Source organism: Pedobacter sp. 10L46_2 (assembly GCF_056395165.1).
The window spans coordinates 1-16182 of sequence record NZ_JBFTIZ010000017.1 but is presented as its reverse complement, the minus strand read 5'-3'; the positions used below and the strand labels follow the sequence as shown (position 1 = coordinate 16182).

Annotated in this window: 12 protein-coding genes; 7 read left to right on the top strand and 5 right to left on the bottom strand. The window is 38.0% G+C overall.

Going from position 1 to position 16182, the window contains the following annotated elements; translation table 11 throughout:
- The first annotated feature begins 5 nt into the window (after positions 1–5).
- Together AC1DDX_RS03610 and AC1DDX_RS03605 are read left to right on the top strand one after the other, a co-directional pair.
- Complete coding sequence (locus tag AC1DDX_RS03610) at positions 6–1370, top strand: sugar porter family MFS transporter (protein WP_477611735.1); 1365 nt, start codon at positions 6–8, stop codon at positions 1368–1370.
- A gap of 1 nt (position 1371) precedes the next feature.
- Entirely contained in the window at positions 1372–3729 is a 2358-nt protein-coding gene (locus tag AC1DDX_RS03605) for a GH92 family glycosyl hydrolase (RefSeq protein WP_477621779.1), read from the top strand.
- A gap of 2 nt (positions 3730–3731) precedes the next feature.
- On the opposite strand, the gene AC1DDX_RS03600 is transcribed toward AC1DDX_RS03605, so the two are convergent.
- Positions 3732–4322 carry a 2OG-Fe(II) oxygenase gene (locus AC1DDX_RS03600; protein WP_477621778.1) on the bottom strand — a complete coding sequence of 197 codons (591 nt, stop codon included), beginning with the start codon at positions 4320–4322 and terminating at the stop codon, positions 3732–3734.
- 89 nt (positions 4323–4411) lie between these two features.
- Complete coding sequence (locus tag AC1DDX_RS03595) at positions 4412–5254, bottom strand: metallophosphoesterase family protein (protein WP_288882311.1); 843 nt, start codon at positions 5252–5254, stop codon at positions 4412–4414.
- Between the two features lie 336 nt (positions 5255–5590).
- On the opposite strand from AC1DDX_RS03595, the gene AC1DDX_RS03590 reads away from it, so the two are divergent.
- The 3 genes from AC1DDX_RS03590 to AC1DDX_RS03580 all read left to right on the top strand — a co-directional run bounded on the left by AC1DDX_RS03590 (position 5591) and on the right by AC1DDX_RS03580 (position 8771).
- On the top strand, positions 5591–6559 hold the full coding sequence (locus AC1DDX_RS03590; protein ID WP_288882312.1) for a metallophosphoesterase family protein: 969 nt from the start codon (positions 5591–5593) through the stop codon (positions 6557–6559).
- Positions 6560–6577: 18 nt separating this feature from the next.
- Positions 6578–7504, top strand: a complete 927-nt coding sequence (locus AC1DDX_RS03585; RefSeq protein ID WP_337715198.1) for a metallophosphoesterase family protein — start codon at positions 6578–6580, stop codon at positions 7502–7504.
- A gap of 67 nt (positions 7505–7571) precedes the next feature.
- The gene (locus AC1DDX_RS03580; RefSeq protein ID WP_288882315.1) at positions 7572–8771 is read left to right on the top strand and encodes a polysaccharide deacetylase family protein; all 1200 of its coding nucleotides are present in this window, start codon (positions 7572–7574) and stop codon (positions 8769–8771) included.
- An 8-nt stretch (positions 8772–8779) separates the two neighbouring features.
- On the opposite strand, the gene AC1DDX_RS03575 is transcribed toward AC1DDX_RS03580, so the two are convergent.
- Positions 8780–11182: an ABC transporter permease gene (locus AC1DDX_RS03575; protein WP_337715196.1), complete on the bottom strand. Its 2403-nt coding sequence runs from the start codon at positions 11180–11182 to the stop codon at positions 8780–8782.
- Positions 11183–11388: 206 nt separating this feature from the next.
- Here AC1DDX_RS03575 and AC1DDX_RS03570 point away from each other — a divergent pair, with 206 nt between their 5' ends.
- Positions 11389–12453, top strand: coding sequence for a glycoside hydrolase family 43 protein (locus tag AC1DDX_RS03570; RefSeq protein WP_172663828.1), 1065 nt, complete (start codon positions 11389–11391; stop codon positions 12451–12453).
- A gap of 34 nt (positions 12454–12487) precedes the next feature.
- Here AC1DDX_RS03570 and AC1DDX_RS03565 read toward each other — a convergent pair whose 3' ends face one another.
- Entirely contained in the window at positions 12488–14071 is a 1584-nt protein-coding gene (locus AC1DDX_RS03565; RefSeq protein WP_288882319.1) for a Na+/H+ antiporter, read from the bottom strand.
- Positions 14072–14370: 299 nt separating this feature from the next.
- Here AC1DDX_RS03565 and AC1DDX_RS03560 point away from each other — a divergent pair, with 299 nt between their 5' ends.
- Positions 14371–14820, top strand: a complete 450-nt coding sequence (locus AC1DDX_RS03560; RefSeq protein ID WP_172663826.1) for a hypothetical protein — start codon at positions 14371–14373, stop codon at positions 14818–14820.
- A 447-nt stretch (positions 14821–15267) separates the two neighbouring features.
- On the opposite strand, the gene AC1DDX_RS03555 is transcribed toward AC1DDX_RS03560, so the two are convergent.
- Positions 15268–16182 (bottom strand): Fic family protein (locus AC1DDX_RS03555; protein ID WP_477621777.1); only part of this gene is annotated, 915 nt, incomplete at its 5' end.

Below are 16182 nucleotides of genomic sequence, written 5' to 3'. Positions count from 1 at the left end.
CAAGTATGAATAATAATTATAAAACTTATTTGGGCTTAATTACCCTTGTTGCATCTTTAGGAGGCTTGCTTTTTGGCTTTGATATGGCGGTAATATCTGGAGTATTGCCCTTTGTAGAGAAACAATTTAATTTAACTCCATTACAGGAAGGGTGGTTTGTTTCTTCGGCTCTTGTGGGCTGTATTGTGGGGGTGGCATTTTCAGGAGATTTGAGTGATAGACTTGGACGTAAAAAACTACTCTTCATTTCTGCAATTTTATTCCTTTTCTCTGCCATTGGCTGTTCTTTGGTAACATCTCTTGATTGGTTAATTGCATCAAGATTATTGGGTGGTATAGGTGTTGGTATTGCGTCAATTGTAGTACCCTTGTATCTTTCAGAAATATCTCCGGCAGCTATTAGAGGGAGACTGGTTACTTTTTACCAGCTGGCAATTACTGTAGGGATTTTGATGGCCTATATAACCAATTCAGTGCTGTTAAATTATTCTGAACATCATACAGCGACCTCTGGGTTAATTGATCTTGTTTACATTAAAGAAATATGGCGTGGCATGTTTAGTATAGGTGGGGTGCTTGCCACACTGTTTCTGGTAGGATTGTTTTTTGTACCCGAAAGTCCACGGTGGTTAATAAAAAAAGGCAGAAACCTGGAAGGGTTAGCCATTTTAAAAAGCATAAATAACGGTAAAGAGGAAGCTGTTGAGGCAGCCCTAAGCGGAGAAAAAAATGATGATAACGGCTCGTATAAAGAACTGTTATCACCTAAATTAAGGAAAGCCATGCTGCTTGGTATTTTGCTGCCCTTGTTTTCTCAATTAAGCGGTATAAATGCCATCATTTATTATGGGCCATCCATACTAAATGATGCAGGTATTGCTCTAAGTAATTCCTTTTTAGGACAGATCATATTTGGGGTGGCCAATCTGGTATTTACTTTTATTGCGATATGGAAAGTTGACGATTGGGGCAGGAGACCACTTTATTTAATTGGTACAATTGGGGCAACAATAAGTTTATTTGTTACAGGTTTTCTGTTTTATCTGGGTCTTACCTCGAGTATATTCTTAATTATTAGTGTTACGCTTTTTTTGGCTTGTTTTGCGTTCTCTATAGGCCCTTTAAAGTTTGTAGTAGCATCTGAGATATTTCCAACAAATATTAGAGGCAAAGCCTTGGGCGTAAGTATAATGGTGATGTGGGTGGCCGATACCATAATGGGACAGGTTACACCAATATTATTAAAACAGGCCGGAACACCCGCAACCTTCTGGGTATTTGCCTTTTTCTGTTTAATCGCCTTTTTTGTTGTTTACAGGTTATTGCCCGAAACCAAGGGTAAATCATTGGAAGAAATAGAATCATTTTAGGATGAGAAGAAATAGTAATATCATAATAGCCGCTTTTTTAGCAGTTGCAGTACTATCTTCCTGCAAGGTAAAGAAGGAAGGTGTATTAAAGTATGTAGATTCTGGTATTGGTACTGCCCATAGTCGCTGGTTCTTTTTTACACCAGCTGCTTTACCTTATGGGATGGCAAAACTTGCACCATCAACCAATGGTCATTATGGCAATAAATCGGGATGGGAAGCGGTGGGGTATGATACCAGGCATAGCTCTATAGAAGGATTTGTCCATTTTCATGAATGGCAAATTGGGGGCGTGTCTTTTATGCCTGCAAATGGTCCTTTAAAAGTGAAGCCCGGTGATTTGGAAGGTAGTGAGGATGGTTATCGCTCTCATTTTGATCATAAAAATGAAGTAGCCGAGCCTGGTTACTACAAAGTTGTGTTAGATGATTACAATATTACAGCTGAACTTACAGCAACGGAACATGTTGGGTTTCATCGCTATACTTTTCCTAAAAATGATCAATCGAGGGTTATTTTGGATATCGGGAATAAGCAGGGCGAAAGTGATGAGGTGAAAGACGCAGCTGTACGCATGATTGATGATACTCATTTTGAAGGTTTTGTAACCACATACCCAAAATACATTAAAACTTATGATCCAAAAGGCCAGATTACCATGTATTTCTGGGGAGAAACAAGTCAGAAGCCAATAAAGACRGGTTCTTTTAATGCCGAAGGTATTTCTCAGAACAGCACATCTGCAAAAGGTAAGGGGGCAGGTTTGTTTTTGGAATATAAAACGACCGAAGGAGCTGTTGTGGAGATGAAAGTAGGTTTGTCGTATACCTCAACAGAAAATGCTAAAAGAAACTTCGAGGCAGAGGCAACAAGCCTTTCATTTGACCAGGCTAAGGCAAGAGCTCAAAAAGTGTGGGAGCAGGAACTGGGCAAAATTTATGTTGAAGGAACTGATAAAAACAATAAAGTAAAGTTTTATACCGGCCTGTTTCACGGTTTATTGGGCCGGGGAACTGCAAGTGATGTGAGCGGAACATTCCCTCAATACGGCGGAACAATAGGGCAGTTACCCCTTGATGAAAAAGGGAAACCCAAGTATAATTTCTACAACACGGATGCCATTTGGGGCGCCTTTTGGAACCTTACCCAGCTGTGGGCACTTTCTTATCCGGATAGATATAAAGATTTTGTACAAACTCATTTAGAAGTTTATAAACACAGAGGTTGGTTTGGCGATGGAATTGCAAATGGGCAGTTTGCATCTGGTGTAGGAACAAATTTTATAGGGCTTACCATTGGCGGTGCATATAATTCAGGAATCAGAGATTACGATGTAGATTTGGCTTATAAAGCTGTAAAAGCAAATGAACTGGAATGGGTAAACAGAAATGAAGGTTCAGGAAAAATGGACACCAAGCAATTTATTGAGCGCGGTTTTGTACCTTATGCCGAAGGGGAAACAGATTCATTAGGATCAAATTTTTCTGCATCACACACATTGGAATATAGTTTTAGTGCTTTTGCTGCAGCGCAAATGGCCAAAGCTTTAGGTAAAAAAGACGATTATCAGARCCTGATTAAAAGATCTGATGGCTGGAAATTGCTTTTTAATCCTGAAAATAAATTGATACATCCTAAAAGGGCAGATGGTTCCTTTATAGATAAGTTCGATCCTTACCAGCCATGGAGGGGTTTTCAGGAAGGTAATGCCATTCAATATACTTTTTATATACCTCATAATCCTGCTGGCTTAATCGCTCAAATGGGTAAAACTGAATTTAACAATCGTTTAGATAGTGTTTTTACGGTTGCACAAAAAAACAGTTTTGGAGGTGGTAAAGAGATTGATGCCTTTTCCGGGGTGAAATCAATTTATAATCATGGTAATCAGCCTAATTTACATGTCAGCTGGTTATTTAATTTCTCTGGTAAGCCCTGGCTTACTCAAAAATGGACAAGAGCGATCTGTGATGAGTTTTATGGTACAGAAACCATTCATGGCTATGGCTATGGGCAAGATGAGGACCAGGGGCAGTTAGGGTCATGGTATGTAATGGCAGCGTTAGGTTTGTTTGATGTGAAAGGACTTACCGATCTCCGACCTATAATTGAATTGGGCAGTCCTCTTTTTGAAAAGGCAACAATTACACTGGGTAATAAAAAACAATTGATTATAGAAGCGAAAAATACTTCAGTAGAGAATGTTTATGTGCAGTCGGCCACGTTCAACGGTAAACCATTAAACAATTGCTGGTTATACAGAGATGAGTTGATGAAGGGTGGGAAAATGGTATTAATAATGGGAACGAAGCCTAATCAGCAGTGGGGGGTAGATGTTCCGCCTCCTTCAGCTCAGTAATTTCAAATCTTTAACCATCCAGTGATGCTCATTCTAGGTTGATGTGTGAGCAAAACCTCGTGCATAAGCTCATCGCTTTTAAAAAATACGCCCTTTCTGTTTTCAGGAGATATGTTTTGCAAATGATCATCGTGGTGGATACACAATTCACCCCCATCGGCTAGTATCCAGTTTGTGTTTAAATAGATGATCATTGAATACTTTCTGCTATCGTTATTTTGGAACTGATCAAGATGCTTTTTATAAAAACTACCTTTTTCATATAAGGTATAATGAAACTCGTATCCGGTAATTCCGGTATAACRGGTTTCATTTAAATACTTTACAAACCTGTCCATTAAGATAAAAAAGGCATTTTCACAAGGAGTATCATGGTCGCGGTCTAGCCAATATATACGGTCGCCACGCACTTCAGAATTATGTCTTATTACCTTGTCGTTTCCTGTTCCGGCCGAAAGGAGCATTTTGTTACTGTAAAGAGAAATCAGGTTTTCCTTTAAATCGGCAGCAAGGCCCWCACTTAAAAAGTGATCGGCAATGCCTACGTGTTGGTCTATAAAAGAATCGATCAGGCAATCAAATGTGTTTTTCAAAAGTAGCGGGTTTATACGGGAATAAAACCGCAGGCTGGTGAAGGTAGTCTTTTTAACTGTTAAAAAGCACTATTGCAATTTCAGTAACCCTAAAACTTAGTTTCATTGAGTACTGGATTCTTACTCGCATTAACCTGATACGTAGTTATTTTGCCGGCTTCATCAACCTCAACAATTCTATAGCCTTTATATTGTGTACCCCAGTTACCACCATAATGTGCATCAAAAAAATGAGGTAATTTATTGGTGTAAAATACCGCATCCAAACTATGGTCATGTCCATGAAAAACTGCTTTAACATTATTGTAGCTATGCAGTAGGGTAATGGTTTCAGGGCAATCAACAAATGGACTTTCTGGTACCCAGAAATGCGGAGGTATGTGTAAAACCACCAGGACGGTCTTTAAGTTTTTAAACTTTTCGAGCTCTCGTTTTATAAAATTATTGTCGGGACATATGTATTTACCTTTAGTATCTGAGGTGTTTGCCAGGATAAAACCAACATCATTTTTTTTAAAGGAATAATTATCCTCATAACCGAAAACAGATTTCCAAAGTGCTGCATCAGCAAGGTCGTGATTGCCGGGGATAGCATAAAATGGAACTTGGAGTTTGCTAAAATAGGTTTCCTTTACTTCAGTAAGTAACTCGGGACGGTCATGAACAAGATCTCCATTAAAGATTACAAAATCAAGTGCATTAGTATTATGGGCTTCATTAATCCATTGAACGATATTTTCGTGGTCTTCTTTGTAGTTTGTTCCGGCCTGCCCATAATGGCCGTCTGATGCGATTGCAAAGCGAAGTTTTGCTTTTGCACCCATAGGCAGATTAGTATGGGTTTTTGGCGTTAAGGCCGAAACACTTTTTGAAAGACCTGCTAACAGTATACTTGCAAGGCCACCTTTAAGGAAAATTCTTCTGTTTGACATGGTGAAACTTTAGAAATGATGATATTAAAAATAGCAATAATAAGGTTATTCGGGTTAAATAATTATTACCTGAAGTTATGATTAAGTTAAATGGTTCTTCACAAGATTAGTGTTTCTTCACATATTATTCACGCCTCCTTCACACCAAACCCACAAACGGGTACCTTTTTGTGAAGAATATGTGTAGAATGTGTGAACTATGTGAGGCGCAGTTATAGGCAATAGGTTGTTCTGATATTATTTATATATTAATAAGGATACAAATATTAAACATTTATTTAGTATTTGTATATTTAATGCGCCTAAAGGCATGAGTTCTAAGTTACAAAATAAGAAATGGATAGAAAAGAATTTTTAAAAACAACTGGTCTTGCAGGTGGCACTTTGCTTTTTGCAAGATATCCTGAATTAAGTCCGGCAGATAAAAAAATCAGGATTGGAATGATCACTGATTTGCATCATGATATTATGCATGATGGTATTGAGCGCTTGTCGGCCTTCATTAAAGAAATGAATGCTGAATCACCCGATTTTATCATTCAAGGAGGCGATTTTTGCGTACCTAAGGAAGCCAATGCTCCATTGCTGGATGTTTGGAATCAGTTTAAAGGCGATAAGTTTCATGTTATTGGTAATCACGACAATGATGGTGGATATACACGCGATCAGGTGGTTGAATTCTGGAAAGCAAGATCAAAATATTATTCGTTTGACAAAAATGGCTTTCATTTCGTGGTACTAGATGGCAATGAACATAATGAAAGTCCGGATCGTCCAAAAGGATATGCAAGATATATTTCTCAGACACAATTGGAATGGTTGAAAAAGGATTTGGATGCAACTTCTTTTCCGACTGTTATCTTTTGCCACCAGGGAATAGACAACGATTCCGGAGGATTAGAGAATGGAACTTTACTGCGTTACACCTTTGAGCAAGCCAATGAAAAAGCAGGCAGACAAAAGGTTATTCTGGTGGTCAGTGGACACCACCATCAGGACTATTACAATCATATTAATGATATTCATTATGTGCAGATCAATAGTGCATCCTACCAATGGCTTGGAGATGATTACAAAGAGGTAAGGTATTCTGCAGAGATTGATAAGGCTAAGCCTTATATCAAATATACGGTGCCTTATAAAGATCCGCTATGGGCGATGATTGAAATAGAGCATAATGGCAGAATTAGGATAAAAGGTAAAAAGACTGTTTTTGTGGGTTCCTCGCCCGAAAAACTAGGCGTAAAAATGGAGACTTACATTTATCCGATTGTTCCATATATATCCGACAGGAAATTGGGGTAAATAAATTCAAACACATAAATGAAAAGAAGAGATTTAATTAAATCACTTGGAGTTGCAGCAGGAACAATTGCATTGAGCAGTGTTGCAGAAGCATCAATTGCAGCTCCCATAAAGAATAAGGCTTTAAAAATCGCACACATCACTGATGTGCATATCAGACCGGAACATAATGCAGTTGCCCGTTTTAAGAAATGTCTGGAAATGATCAAAAAAGACAAGGTTGATCTTATTCTTAATGGGGGTGATTCTATTTATGCTGCGGATTACGACAACATTACCAAAGATAGGGTAGAGCAACAATGGGCTTGCTGGAATGAAAGTGTTCAAGTGGTTAAAGGTATTCCTATGCACCATGTATTGGGAAATCATGACATGTGGTGGCAGGGTAAGGATGATGAGCTGGGAGGTAAAGCAGGGGTATTAAAGATGCTGCAAATGGAGCATAATTATTACAGCTTTGATAAAAATGGCTGGCATTTTATTATGCTGGACAGTAATCATCCTACAAATCCGGGAATGCTGGATGATCAGCAGTGGAATTGGTTTGTACAGGATGTACAGAAGAACAGTCAGGATAAGTCTACACTGATCATGTCGCATTATCCTTTATTGAGCTGTACAGGCATTGTAGATAATAAACCAGATTTTAGAGGTCCGTTTAAAGTTAGCGGCAGCTACAATCATCTGGATATTATGAAATTTATAGAAGTTTTTAATAAGAATAAGAACATTAAACTTTGCTTAAGCGGACATATTCATTTGCTTGACAAAGTTTGGTATAATGATGTGGCTTATTTGTGTAATGGTGCTACAAGTGGTTTTTGGTGGGAACCGGGTGATGATGGTAAAAGTGCCTATAAGCAAACCGTTCCCGGCTATTCTCTTTTAAATCTTTATGCGGATGGAAGTTTTGAGCATGAATATATTAAGTATGAAGCGGTTTAAGCTGGAATGAAACATCTGTATATGACATTTAAATAGATAAAAAGATGTATTTTTGCGAAAACATGTTATGGGAAAAGTATCAGCCTTCGGTCTATTTGCAATATGCTCAATTTTAGTTTTCAGTTGTAACAACAAAGTCCCGATCGTTTCTGAGAAAGCCCCGGTTAAAGAAGAAATACTCCCACCTTCAATTCCTGAAGGTGCAGTAATACCTGCTTTTAATGGGAAAATTGAAATAAAAGTTGTGTTTGCTGACAATCCAACTTCAGCAAGTGCAAGTTTCCCCAAACTGAAATATAATAAAAGTAAGGCAATACTTATGGAGTTTGATGATGCTGCCTTAACCGTTACAAATGCTTATCAAAAACTATCAAATGCCTTTTACACTGATGGCTGTGGTAATAAAAAGAATTATAGTTTAGGCTTAGCCGTGAATGGCAAAAATCAGTATAATAATAAGGAAATTGGGCTGTACACTGATTTTGCAGCTACATATACACAACGATTACCATTGATACAAAAAGGTATGGACATAATGAACCATTCCTATTATCACAATGAAGATGGAAATTTTAATAACGGTAGTGATCGTGTGAAGAACGTCCGTGACCTGGATGAAATGATATTGTTAAATGAGAGATATAAAATGAATACACTTGTTGTGCCAAGTAACTATGTGGGGTTTCATAAAGCGGCGTCTGCTTATGGTTATATTGGTGGTTCATCGCAAGGGACATTTGATGATTTTGTGCAAATTGGAAAGTATAATCCTAAGAATAAGTTAAGTGATATAAAACCATTTAATTATCTAGCTATAAGAAGAGCATTTAGTGATGATTGGTCAAATAATGGTGCCCAGTGGGAGTTGGCTAATTCATTGTTTACAGGCAATACTTTTGATTTCTTTGAGATAGGTACTCACGGAATCAAAGACCCTAAAGCCGTGCAAAATTTTAATCAGTGGATTGATAATATCGTTTTAAAAGCTAAAGATGTAGCGATATTTTGTAGCTTGAGAGAGTTTTTAGAATATCAATATATTAAAGATCACGTAATAAAAAAGGAGACGATTGCAGGCAAAACCCTTACCATAAGCTTGGATTACGCTGCGGTTCTTAATAAGAATATATCATGGTATGATCTTTCATTGCTGGTTAATTCTGACAAAGCAATTTCTTCTGTAAGCATAAATAATGCAGATTTTGCTTTGGCATTTAACAAAACCAGCAAGTTAATAAACATAAATAAAAGGAAGATAAAGTGGTGAGACCAACTCTAATCATATTTTAGCGCTTCTACCGGGTTAGCAGTAGTCATTTTATAGGTCCTTAGTGCTACAGTGAGCACAATGATTCCAATAGAACCCAGTGCCGCAAGTACGAATGGTAACATTGGCAGGTCTATTTTATAGGCAAATCCCTGTAGCCAGCGATTTAACAAAATATAGGCTAAAGGCCAGGCTATAAGATTGGCTATGACGATCATCTTCATGAAGGATTGATTGAGAACGCTAATGAGTTCAATTGTAGTAGCGCCCAATACTTTTCTAATTGCCATCTCTTTGGTGCGCTGAACAGCTACAAATGAGATGAGTGCGAACAGGCCAAAGCAAGAAATAAATATAACCACTGATGTAAAAAAGCTCAATAAAACAGCTGTTTTTTCTTCGACGATGTAGTAATTGGCAATGTATTCATCATAATAGCTTGGCTCATAAAATTGATCAGGAAAAGTTGATTTGAAATCTGCCCCTATTTCTTTAACAGTTTCTTGCATATGGAGAGGATTAAGCTTCACAAATGCACTTGCATACTCTTCTTTACTTGTATAAAATATGACTGGAGAGATATCTCCATGCAGACTGAGGTTGTTAAAGTCTTTTACCACTCCAATTATTTGGGCTAATGGCCTTTTGTTTAGCTGGATATATTTTCCTAGCGCATCTTTAGGATCTTTAAGATGAAGTTTGTGCAGCAATGTTTCGTTTAATATATAGCCATTCACCGTATCGCTTTTGGACAAAGGTTTTCCTGCTATCATTTTCAAACCAAATATTTTGAAGTAATCCTCGTCAGCCGGTTTATTACAAAGCAGGAAATCTGTTTTCTGAGAAGAATTATTGAAGTAGAAACTGGTAAAGTTATTAGAAGAGGTGCTTGGAGGCGTATAGGCATAGGTTACCATTTCTACTCCACTACGTTGCAATAACTTTTGTTTAAAAGTATCAAACCTGGTTTTGCTAATGGAGTCTGTCGGGACATCCACCTGTAAAATGGCATTGTTATTAAATCCAAGTGACTTATTTTTAAAGTAATCGATCTGTTTCAGTACTACAAGAGTTCCGATAATGAAAATCAATGTTATTGTAAATTGAAAAATTAAGAGGACACTTCTTAGACTCCAGATCCCTTTATTTCCTTGTGAGATTTTATTTTTGAGGGCATTTATTGGGTTGTATCCAGATACGAAAACGGCGGGATACAGACCCGCAAGGAAACTAACCGCCAGCCAAAGGATAAGTATAAAGGCGAGGATAACAGGGTATTGAAGGATATTGAATGGAATTTGCTGACCGAGAAAATTTCCTACCGCTGGCAGTGCAATCTCAGTAGCAATACAAGCTATTGTGATAGCTACAAACGTGATTACAAAAGTTTCGGCTAAAAAACGAAACAGAAGTTGTTTGCGATTGCTGCCTAAGACCTTACGGATTCCTACCTCTTTTGAACGGCCAATTGCCTGTGCGGTTGCCATGTTAATAAAATTGATGCAGGCAATTAACAAGATCAGCGATCCTAATATCCTCAAAGAATTAATCTGCAATGGGGTGTATCGCCTGGGTGAAAAATTACCAAACTTGCTATCTAAATGTACGTCAGAAAAGGGTTGAAAGAGATGTGTATTCGAAAGCGGATCTTTTGCATCATAATATTTTTTGGTATACCCATCCAGCTGAACTTGCAATTGCTTAATATCAGTATTAGGTTTTACCATCACATAGCAATTATGACCCATGTTTACCGAGTTCCAGCGCATACTTGTGGCATTTCCAAAGTTTTGATAAGAGATGACAAGATGGATAGGGAAATCAGTATTTTTTGGCAGATCTTTTATGATTCCGGTTACCTCGTAAAAAGTTTCATCACCGCTGAGCTTAAGCTTCTTACCCATAGCATTTTGCCAGTTGCCAAAGTATTGTGTTGCCGTACTTTGTGTAAGTGCGATATGATTGGGGGCATTTAATGACGCTGGTTCACCCAACACCCAGGGGAAATTAAAGATATCAAAAATGGCTGGGTCGGTATAAAATGCAGTTCCGTACTCTTTATAGTATTGTTTTGTCGACCTATCTTCTCCTACAACCTCTACCAGATGATAACCCTGTACAAGATTTGCAACTTTCTCTAATTGAGGGAAGTCTGTGCGTAATGCGCCGGCCATTGGTACAGGAACACCCATCATAGGGACTTTTCCTTCTGTACCGTTACCGAGGGAAACTACCCTAAAAATCCTGTCTGCATTTGGATGGAAATTATCGGCACTCAGATATTGTCGTATAAAAAGGAATATGATCAGTGCGCAAGTCATACCTATGGACAGGCCAACCGTATTTATAAAGGTATAACCTCTGTGTTTCCAAAGATTTCGTAAGGCAATTTTAATATTGATATAAAACATCTCCAATCATTTTCCTGTAAATAGCTAAGCATGTGCCAATTTAAGATTTTAGCTTAATGTGTTGATTGTTAATTAATTATAAATTATTTTTTTGCCTTCTCTGTTCATAAGCGAACAGACGTGTTCTTAAGTGAACAATACTGTTACTTTTAGTTGGTGAAATGATCGAGGCTTCTTTTTGTATATTTAGCCAAAGTATTTCTACTATGAACAAAGTCTTTTCGATCGTTTTTCTGCTAACAGCATTTTCATTGAACCTAAACGCGCAACAGACCGAAAAGGGTAAGGTCTCTGAAACGTTTATGAATCCGCTTCGTAAGGGAGCTGACCCATACATTACAAAACATGATGGTAAATACTATACGATTTTCAATGAAAAGGGTGGGTTTGCCGTTACAGAATCAAGATATCTGACAAAATTCGAAAAGAAAGAGGTAGTATGGACTCCGCCAGAAGACAAATGGAATAGCTATAATCTTTGGGCCCCGGAAATTCATCATATAGATGGTAAATGGTACATTTATTACGCAGGCTCTGTGCATAAGGGAGCTCCTTATTATGCGCAAAGGGCAGGAGTACTGGAAAGCGACAGCCCGTTTGGCCCTTATACAGATAAGGAAAGGCTGTACACAGGTGATGATCCTAATCAAAAGAAAGACAATTGCTGGGCTATAGACATGACTGTTCTGGAGTTAAATGATAAGAAATATGCCGTTTGGTCTGGTTGGGAAACACTTCACGACCATCATGATGTAGATCAGAATCTCTATATCGCAGAAATGATAAATCCATGGACGCTTGGAAAACGTGTGTTATTGTCAAAGCCAGAACTCAACTGGGAAAAGGGTGATAATATCGTGTTGCAGGAAGGACCCCAAATATTAAAACACAATGATGATGTGTTTGTTATTTACTCTACCCGAGGCTCATGGACTGAGCACTATAAATTAGGGCAGCTTCGTTTAACAAAAGGTAAAGATCCGCTGAGCCCCTCATCGTGGATAAAATCTTCAAAACCTGTTTTCCAAGGTACTTCTACAGTTCATGGATTAGGACATGCAAGTATGACAACTTCGCCTGATGACAGTGAATATTGGATTTATTACCATTCCAAAGCCGCTTTGGATGGGGGTTGGGATAACAGAGAGGTATATCTGCAGCGATTTACTTTTGGAAAGGATGGAAATCCTGTGTTTGGCATTCCTAATGGAAGGGGAGCGGTGAAGCGACCTTCTGGGGAAGTAAAGATTGAACAAGCACTCCAAAGGTAAAGCTCATTTTGAGATTGATCTGTCTGATCCTATACTATATTATTTTCAATCGCTCTTCTTCTAAATCAATTTGATACAATTGCTGACGAATGATTTCTTCATCAACCTTGGGGTCTTTATTGAGTTCGACAAGGTACTGACGTTGGCTTTCGAGTACTTCTACAAAAATTACTTTCATCTTTTCGTTCATCCAGCTATCATCTGCAGACTTTGCTCTTTCTTCCCATTGTTTAAGGAATTTCTCCATACCGGCGTGGCCAATTAGTTCGTTGTCGTATTTATCTTTAAGGAATTGATATACATGTTGCTTTAGTCCGTGTTTCATTGTTTTTCTGGCCAATTCTTCCCCTTCTTCATTAAATATTGAACCGAAAAGATTGGTGCGGCTTATAAAATATGGGAGGGTAAGCCCTTGTACCAGAAGCGTAAGTAATATCACTACAAAAGTGATGAACAAGATCAGGTTTCTATATGGAAATTCTGCACCATTATCTTGTGCTACGGGAATAGCTAAAGCAGCAGCCAGTGAAACTACACCCCGCATTCCTGTCCAGCCCAGCAACAATGGCATCAGCCAACGTCTTCTTACCGAAGATGCGTGAGGTCTTACGCTTGGACGAAAAATAATTGTGGCTACCAACGCGGCATAGGAGCTTAATATTCGTGCAGCGACCAATATTCCGGTTACCAGCAATCCGTAGCCAATGGCAGTGCGTAAAGGAATGCCTTTTGAATGCAGACCATCTACGATTTCGGGAAGTTCCAGGCCAATGATCAGAAAAACAATACCATTCAAAATGAACACAAAGCTCTCCCATACGCTATACCCCTTAATACGGCTGGAACTGTTTAAAAAGATCATTCTTCTGGTCGACATGAACAGACCTCCGCTTACAACAGCCATTACACCAGAGCTGTGGACTTGTTCCGCAATCCAGTATATAAAATAGGGTTCAATAAGTGTAAAGACTATGTCGGAAGGTGCATCAGTAGGTAAACGTTTATGTGCCTGCACGAATAACCAGCCCAATGACAGGCCAATCCCAACACCGCCGATCACCATCCACAGAAAGCTTAGTGCTGCCTCTTGCCAGATGAATTGACCCGTACCTACCGCAACCAGCGCAAAGCGGAAGATAATAAGCGAAGAGGCGTCATTTAACAGGCTTTCTCCTTCTAAAATAGCAGAAGTAGACTTTGGGATTTTTACAAATTTTGTAATGGCTCCTGTACTTACTGCATCGGGTGGTGATACAATGCCACCTAATAAAAAACCCAGCGCAATAGTAAAGCCCGGAATAAGATGATTAGTGATTAATGCTACCGAAAGTGCTGTAAAAAACACCACCAGAAATGCAAAGCTGCCAATAATGCGCCACCATTTTTTCATCTCTTTGAACGAGATGGACCAGGCTGCCTCCCAAAGTAGTGGTGGAAGAAATATGAAAAAGATAAGGTCTGGATTAATTCTCACTACAGGCAATCCTGGTATAAAGCTTATCAGCAGCCCTGCTACCACCAATAGTATAGGATATGCGATCTTTAGTTTATTAGCCCACATATTCAATAATACAATAGCGGCTATCATGGCCAAAAAGAAAGGTAAAATGGTATGCATGACTGGTATTTAAGGTTGTTCAGTTTCTTAATGCATCAAGTTATAAATTCTCCTTCAGAATTGAGATATACTCTGGCTGAATTTCCGAATTTGAGTTATAAACCAAATTAAAAAGTTGCCTATAGATAATTTTGACGTGATAACCCCCTAAGATAGTCGCTTTTGCACATCACTTGACGCTATATTAGTTCCCATCTTTGTATTATAGATCAATCAGATCAACTTAGTTGAGCGAATCTTTGAAAAAAAAAATCAATAAAGAATAGTAACTATAAACATAATTATCAACTTATCTTCCAATGAAAAACAATATCAATCCGGCATTACAAGAGTTAAAGCAATTTATTGGCACATGGGAAATGGAAATATCAAATGCATCTTTCTTACCGGATGCCAATGCAATTATTACGGCAAGAGCATCCTTTGAATGGTTTGAAGAAGGTGAATTTTTAATTTTGAGGCAGGGTACAAAAAATATGGAAACGCCGTGGGCGATATGGTTTATTGGTCATGATAAAGATGCACAGAACTACACCGTATTTTACATAGATGATCAGCAATCTTCTCGGGTATATGAAATGAGTTTTGAAAATAGAATATGGAAGATATGGCGCAATGGACCCCAATTTATACAACGCTTTACAGGTGAGATCAACAAAGATAAAAACATCATCTCGGGATACTGGGAGAAGTCCGTAGATGCTAAAAACTGGGAGCACGACTTTCACCTCACTTATAAAAAAGCCTAATAGAATCAAAAAACTTGTTCTAACTATAACCACGTTAAGTGATATACACACGCAAGTGTGCGAAAAGTAGTCATATAGTGATTGCGTTGTGGTTATCAATTGTGGATGTGAAGGTGGATGACAGAGGTTCACATTCGATATGTCTTACCTGTGGCAATGTAACTGGCTGATTGCTAACAGGCAAGTTTTGGGGTTGATCCCCTTTTGGGCATAAAAAAACCCTTTAAAGTAAATTAAAGGGGTTTAAAACTATCTGGGTTGTTTATGGTACAAATTTCATCCCGGTTTGTGGCTGATTTGAAGCGGTTGGCAGATTTAAAAAGAAAAATGGATGAAATGGACGAGCTTGGAAAGCTGTTAAAATCCTAAGCTATTTTTGTCCACGAAAATGATTTTGAGCTGGCCTTACATTTATCACTACTAGAGAAGTTCAAAATCTCTAATAGTTTATTTTTTCAAAAGTTCAAATAGCTCTATATTGATATATATAGTTTCCTTCCAGACTTTTTTAGAATGCAATATTCCGATCTTTTCTAATCCGTTAAGGTATTTGGAAGCTGTTATCCTTGAAACGTTAAGTCGATCAATAACAAATTCTATTTTACAGTATGGTTGCTCAAATAACAACTCTAATAGTTCTTTATTGTAAAGCTTGGGCGCCTTCTCTTTTATTCCATTTTGTAATTTCAAAAAGAGCTGATTGATTGACTTAATTTGATCAGTGGTTTGTTTAGAAATTTCTTCTATGGCTTTTAGAATAAATAATATCCACTCTTCCCAATTGTCCTTTGTCTTCACTTCTCCAAGTAATCTATAATAATCAGGTTTATGTTTTATGATATAATCACTTAAATAAAGTACGGGACTGTCTAAAAGCTCATTCAGGCACAAATAAAGAACATTAATAATTCTTCCGATCCTGCCGTTACCATCATAAAATGGGTGTATGCTTTCAAACTGGTAATGTTGAACTGCCAACTTAATCAATGGAGAAAGTACATCGGGTTCATTTATATACTCCTCTAAGTTTTTCATTAACGCAAGGATTGTATCATAATCATCCGGCGGAGTGTAAATGACTTCACCAGTAACAGCATTTTTTAATGAGGTTCCAGGCAATCTTCTAAGTCCTGCTTTATTCTCTTCCAGTATTTCCTGTATAGCCAATACTCCGTTTGTATTCAAAAATCCCTTTTGAACGATCATTTTAAACCCGGCGAGCATAGCTTCCCTATAGCGTAAAACTTCCTTGGTAGCATGATCTATTTGTGAGCCACTTGCAGACAATGCTTGATAGAGCCTATCATGAGTTGTAATTACATTCTCAATTTCAGAACTCATGCGAGCTTCTTTGAGTATTAC

Coding starts and splice junctions, on each gene's coding strand:
- AC1DDX_RS03610 (WP_477611735.1), top strand. CDS start 6: ATGAATAATAATTATAAAACTTATTTGGGCTTAATTACCCTTGTTGCA.
- AC1DDX_RS03595 (WP_288882311.1), bottom strand. CDS start 5,254: ATGTCAAACAGAAGAATTTTCCTTAAAGGTGGCCTTGCAAGTATACTG.
- AC1DDX_RS03590 (WP_288882312.1), top strand. CDS start 5,591: ATGGATAGAAAAGAATTTTTAAAAACAACTGGTCTTGCAGGTGGCACT.
- AC1DDX_RS03585 (WP_337715198.1), top strand. CDS start 6,578: ATGAAAAGAAGAGATTTAATTAAATCACTTGGAGTTGCAGCAGGAACA.
- AC1DDX_RS03580 (WP_288882315.1), top strand. CDS start 7,572: ATGGGAAAAGTATCAGCCTTCGGTCTATTTGCAATATGCTCAATTTTA.
- AC1DDX_RS03575 (WP_337715196.1), bottom strand. CDS start 11,182: ATGTTTTATATCAATATTAAAATTGCCTTACGAAATCTTTGGAAACAC.
- AC1DDX_RS03570 (WP_172663828.1), top strand. CDS start 11,389: ATGAACAAAGTCTTTTCGATCGTTTTTCTGCTAACAGCATTTTCATTG.
- AC1DDX_RS03565 (WP_288882319.1), bottom strand. CDS start 14,071: ATGCATACCATTTTACCTTTCTTTTTGGCCATGATAGCCGCTATTGTA.
- AC1DDX_RS03560 (WP_172663826.1), top strand. CDS start 14,371: ATGAAAAACAATATCAATCCGGCATTACAAGAGTTAAAGCAATTTATT.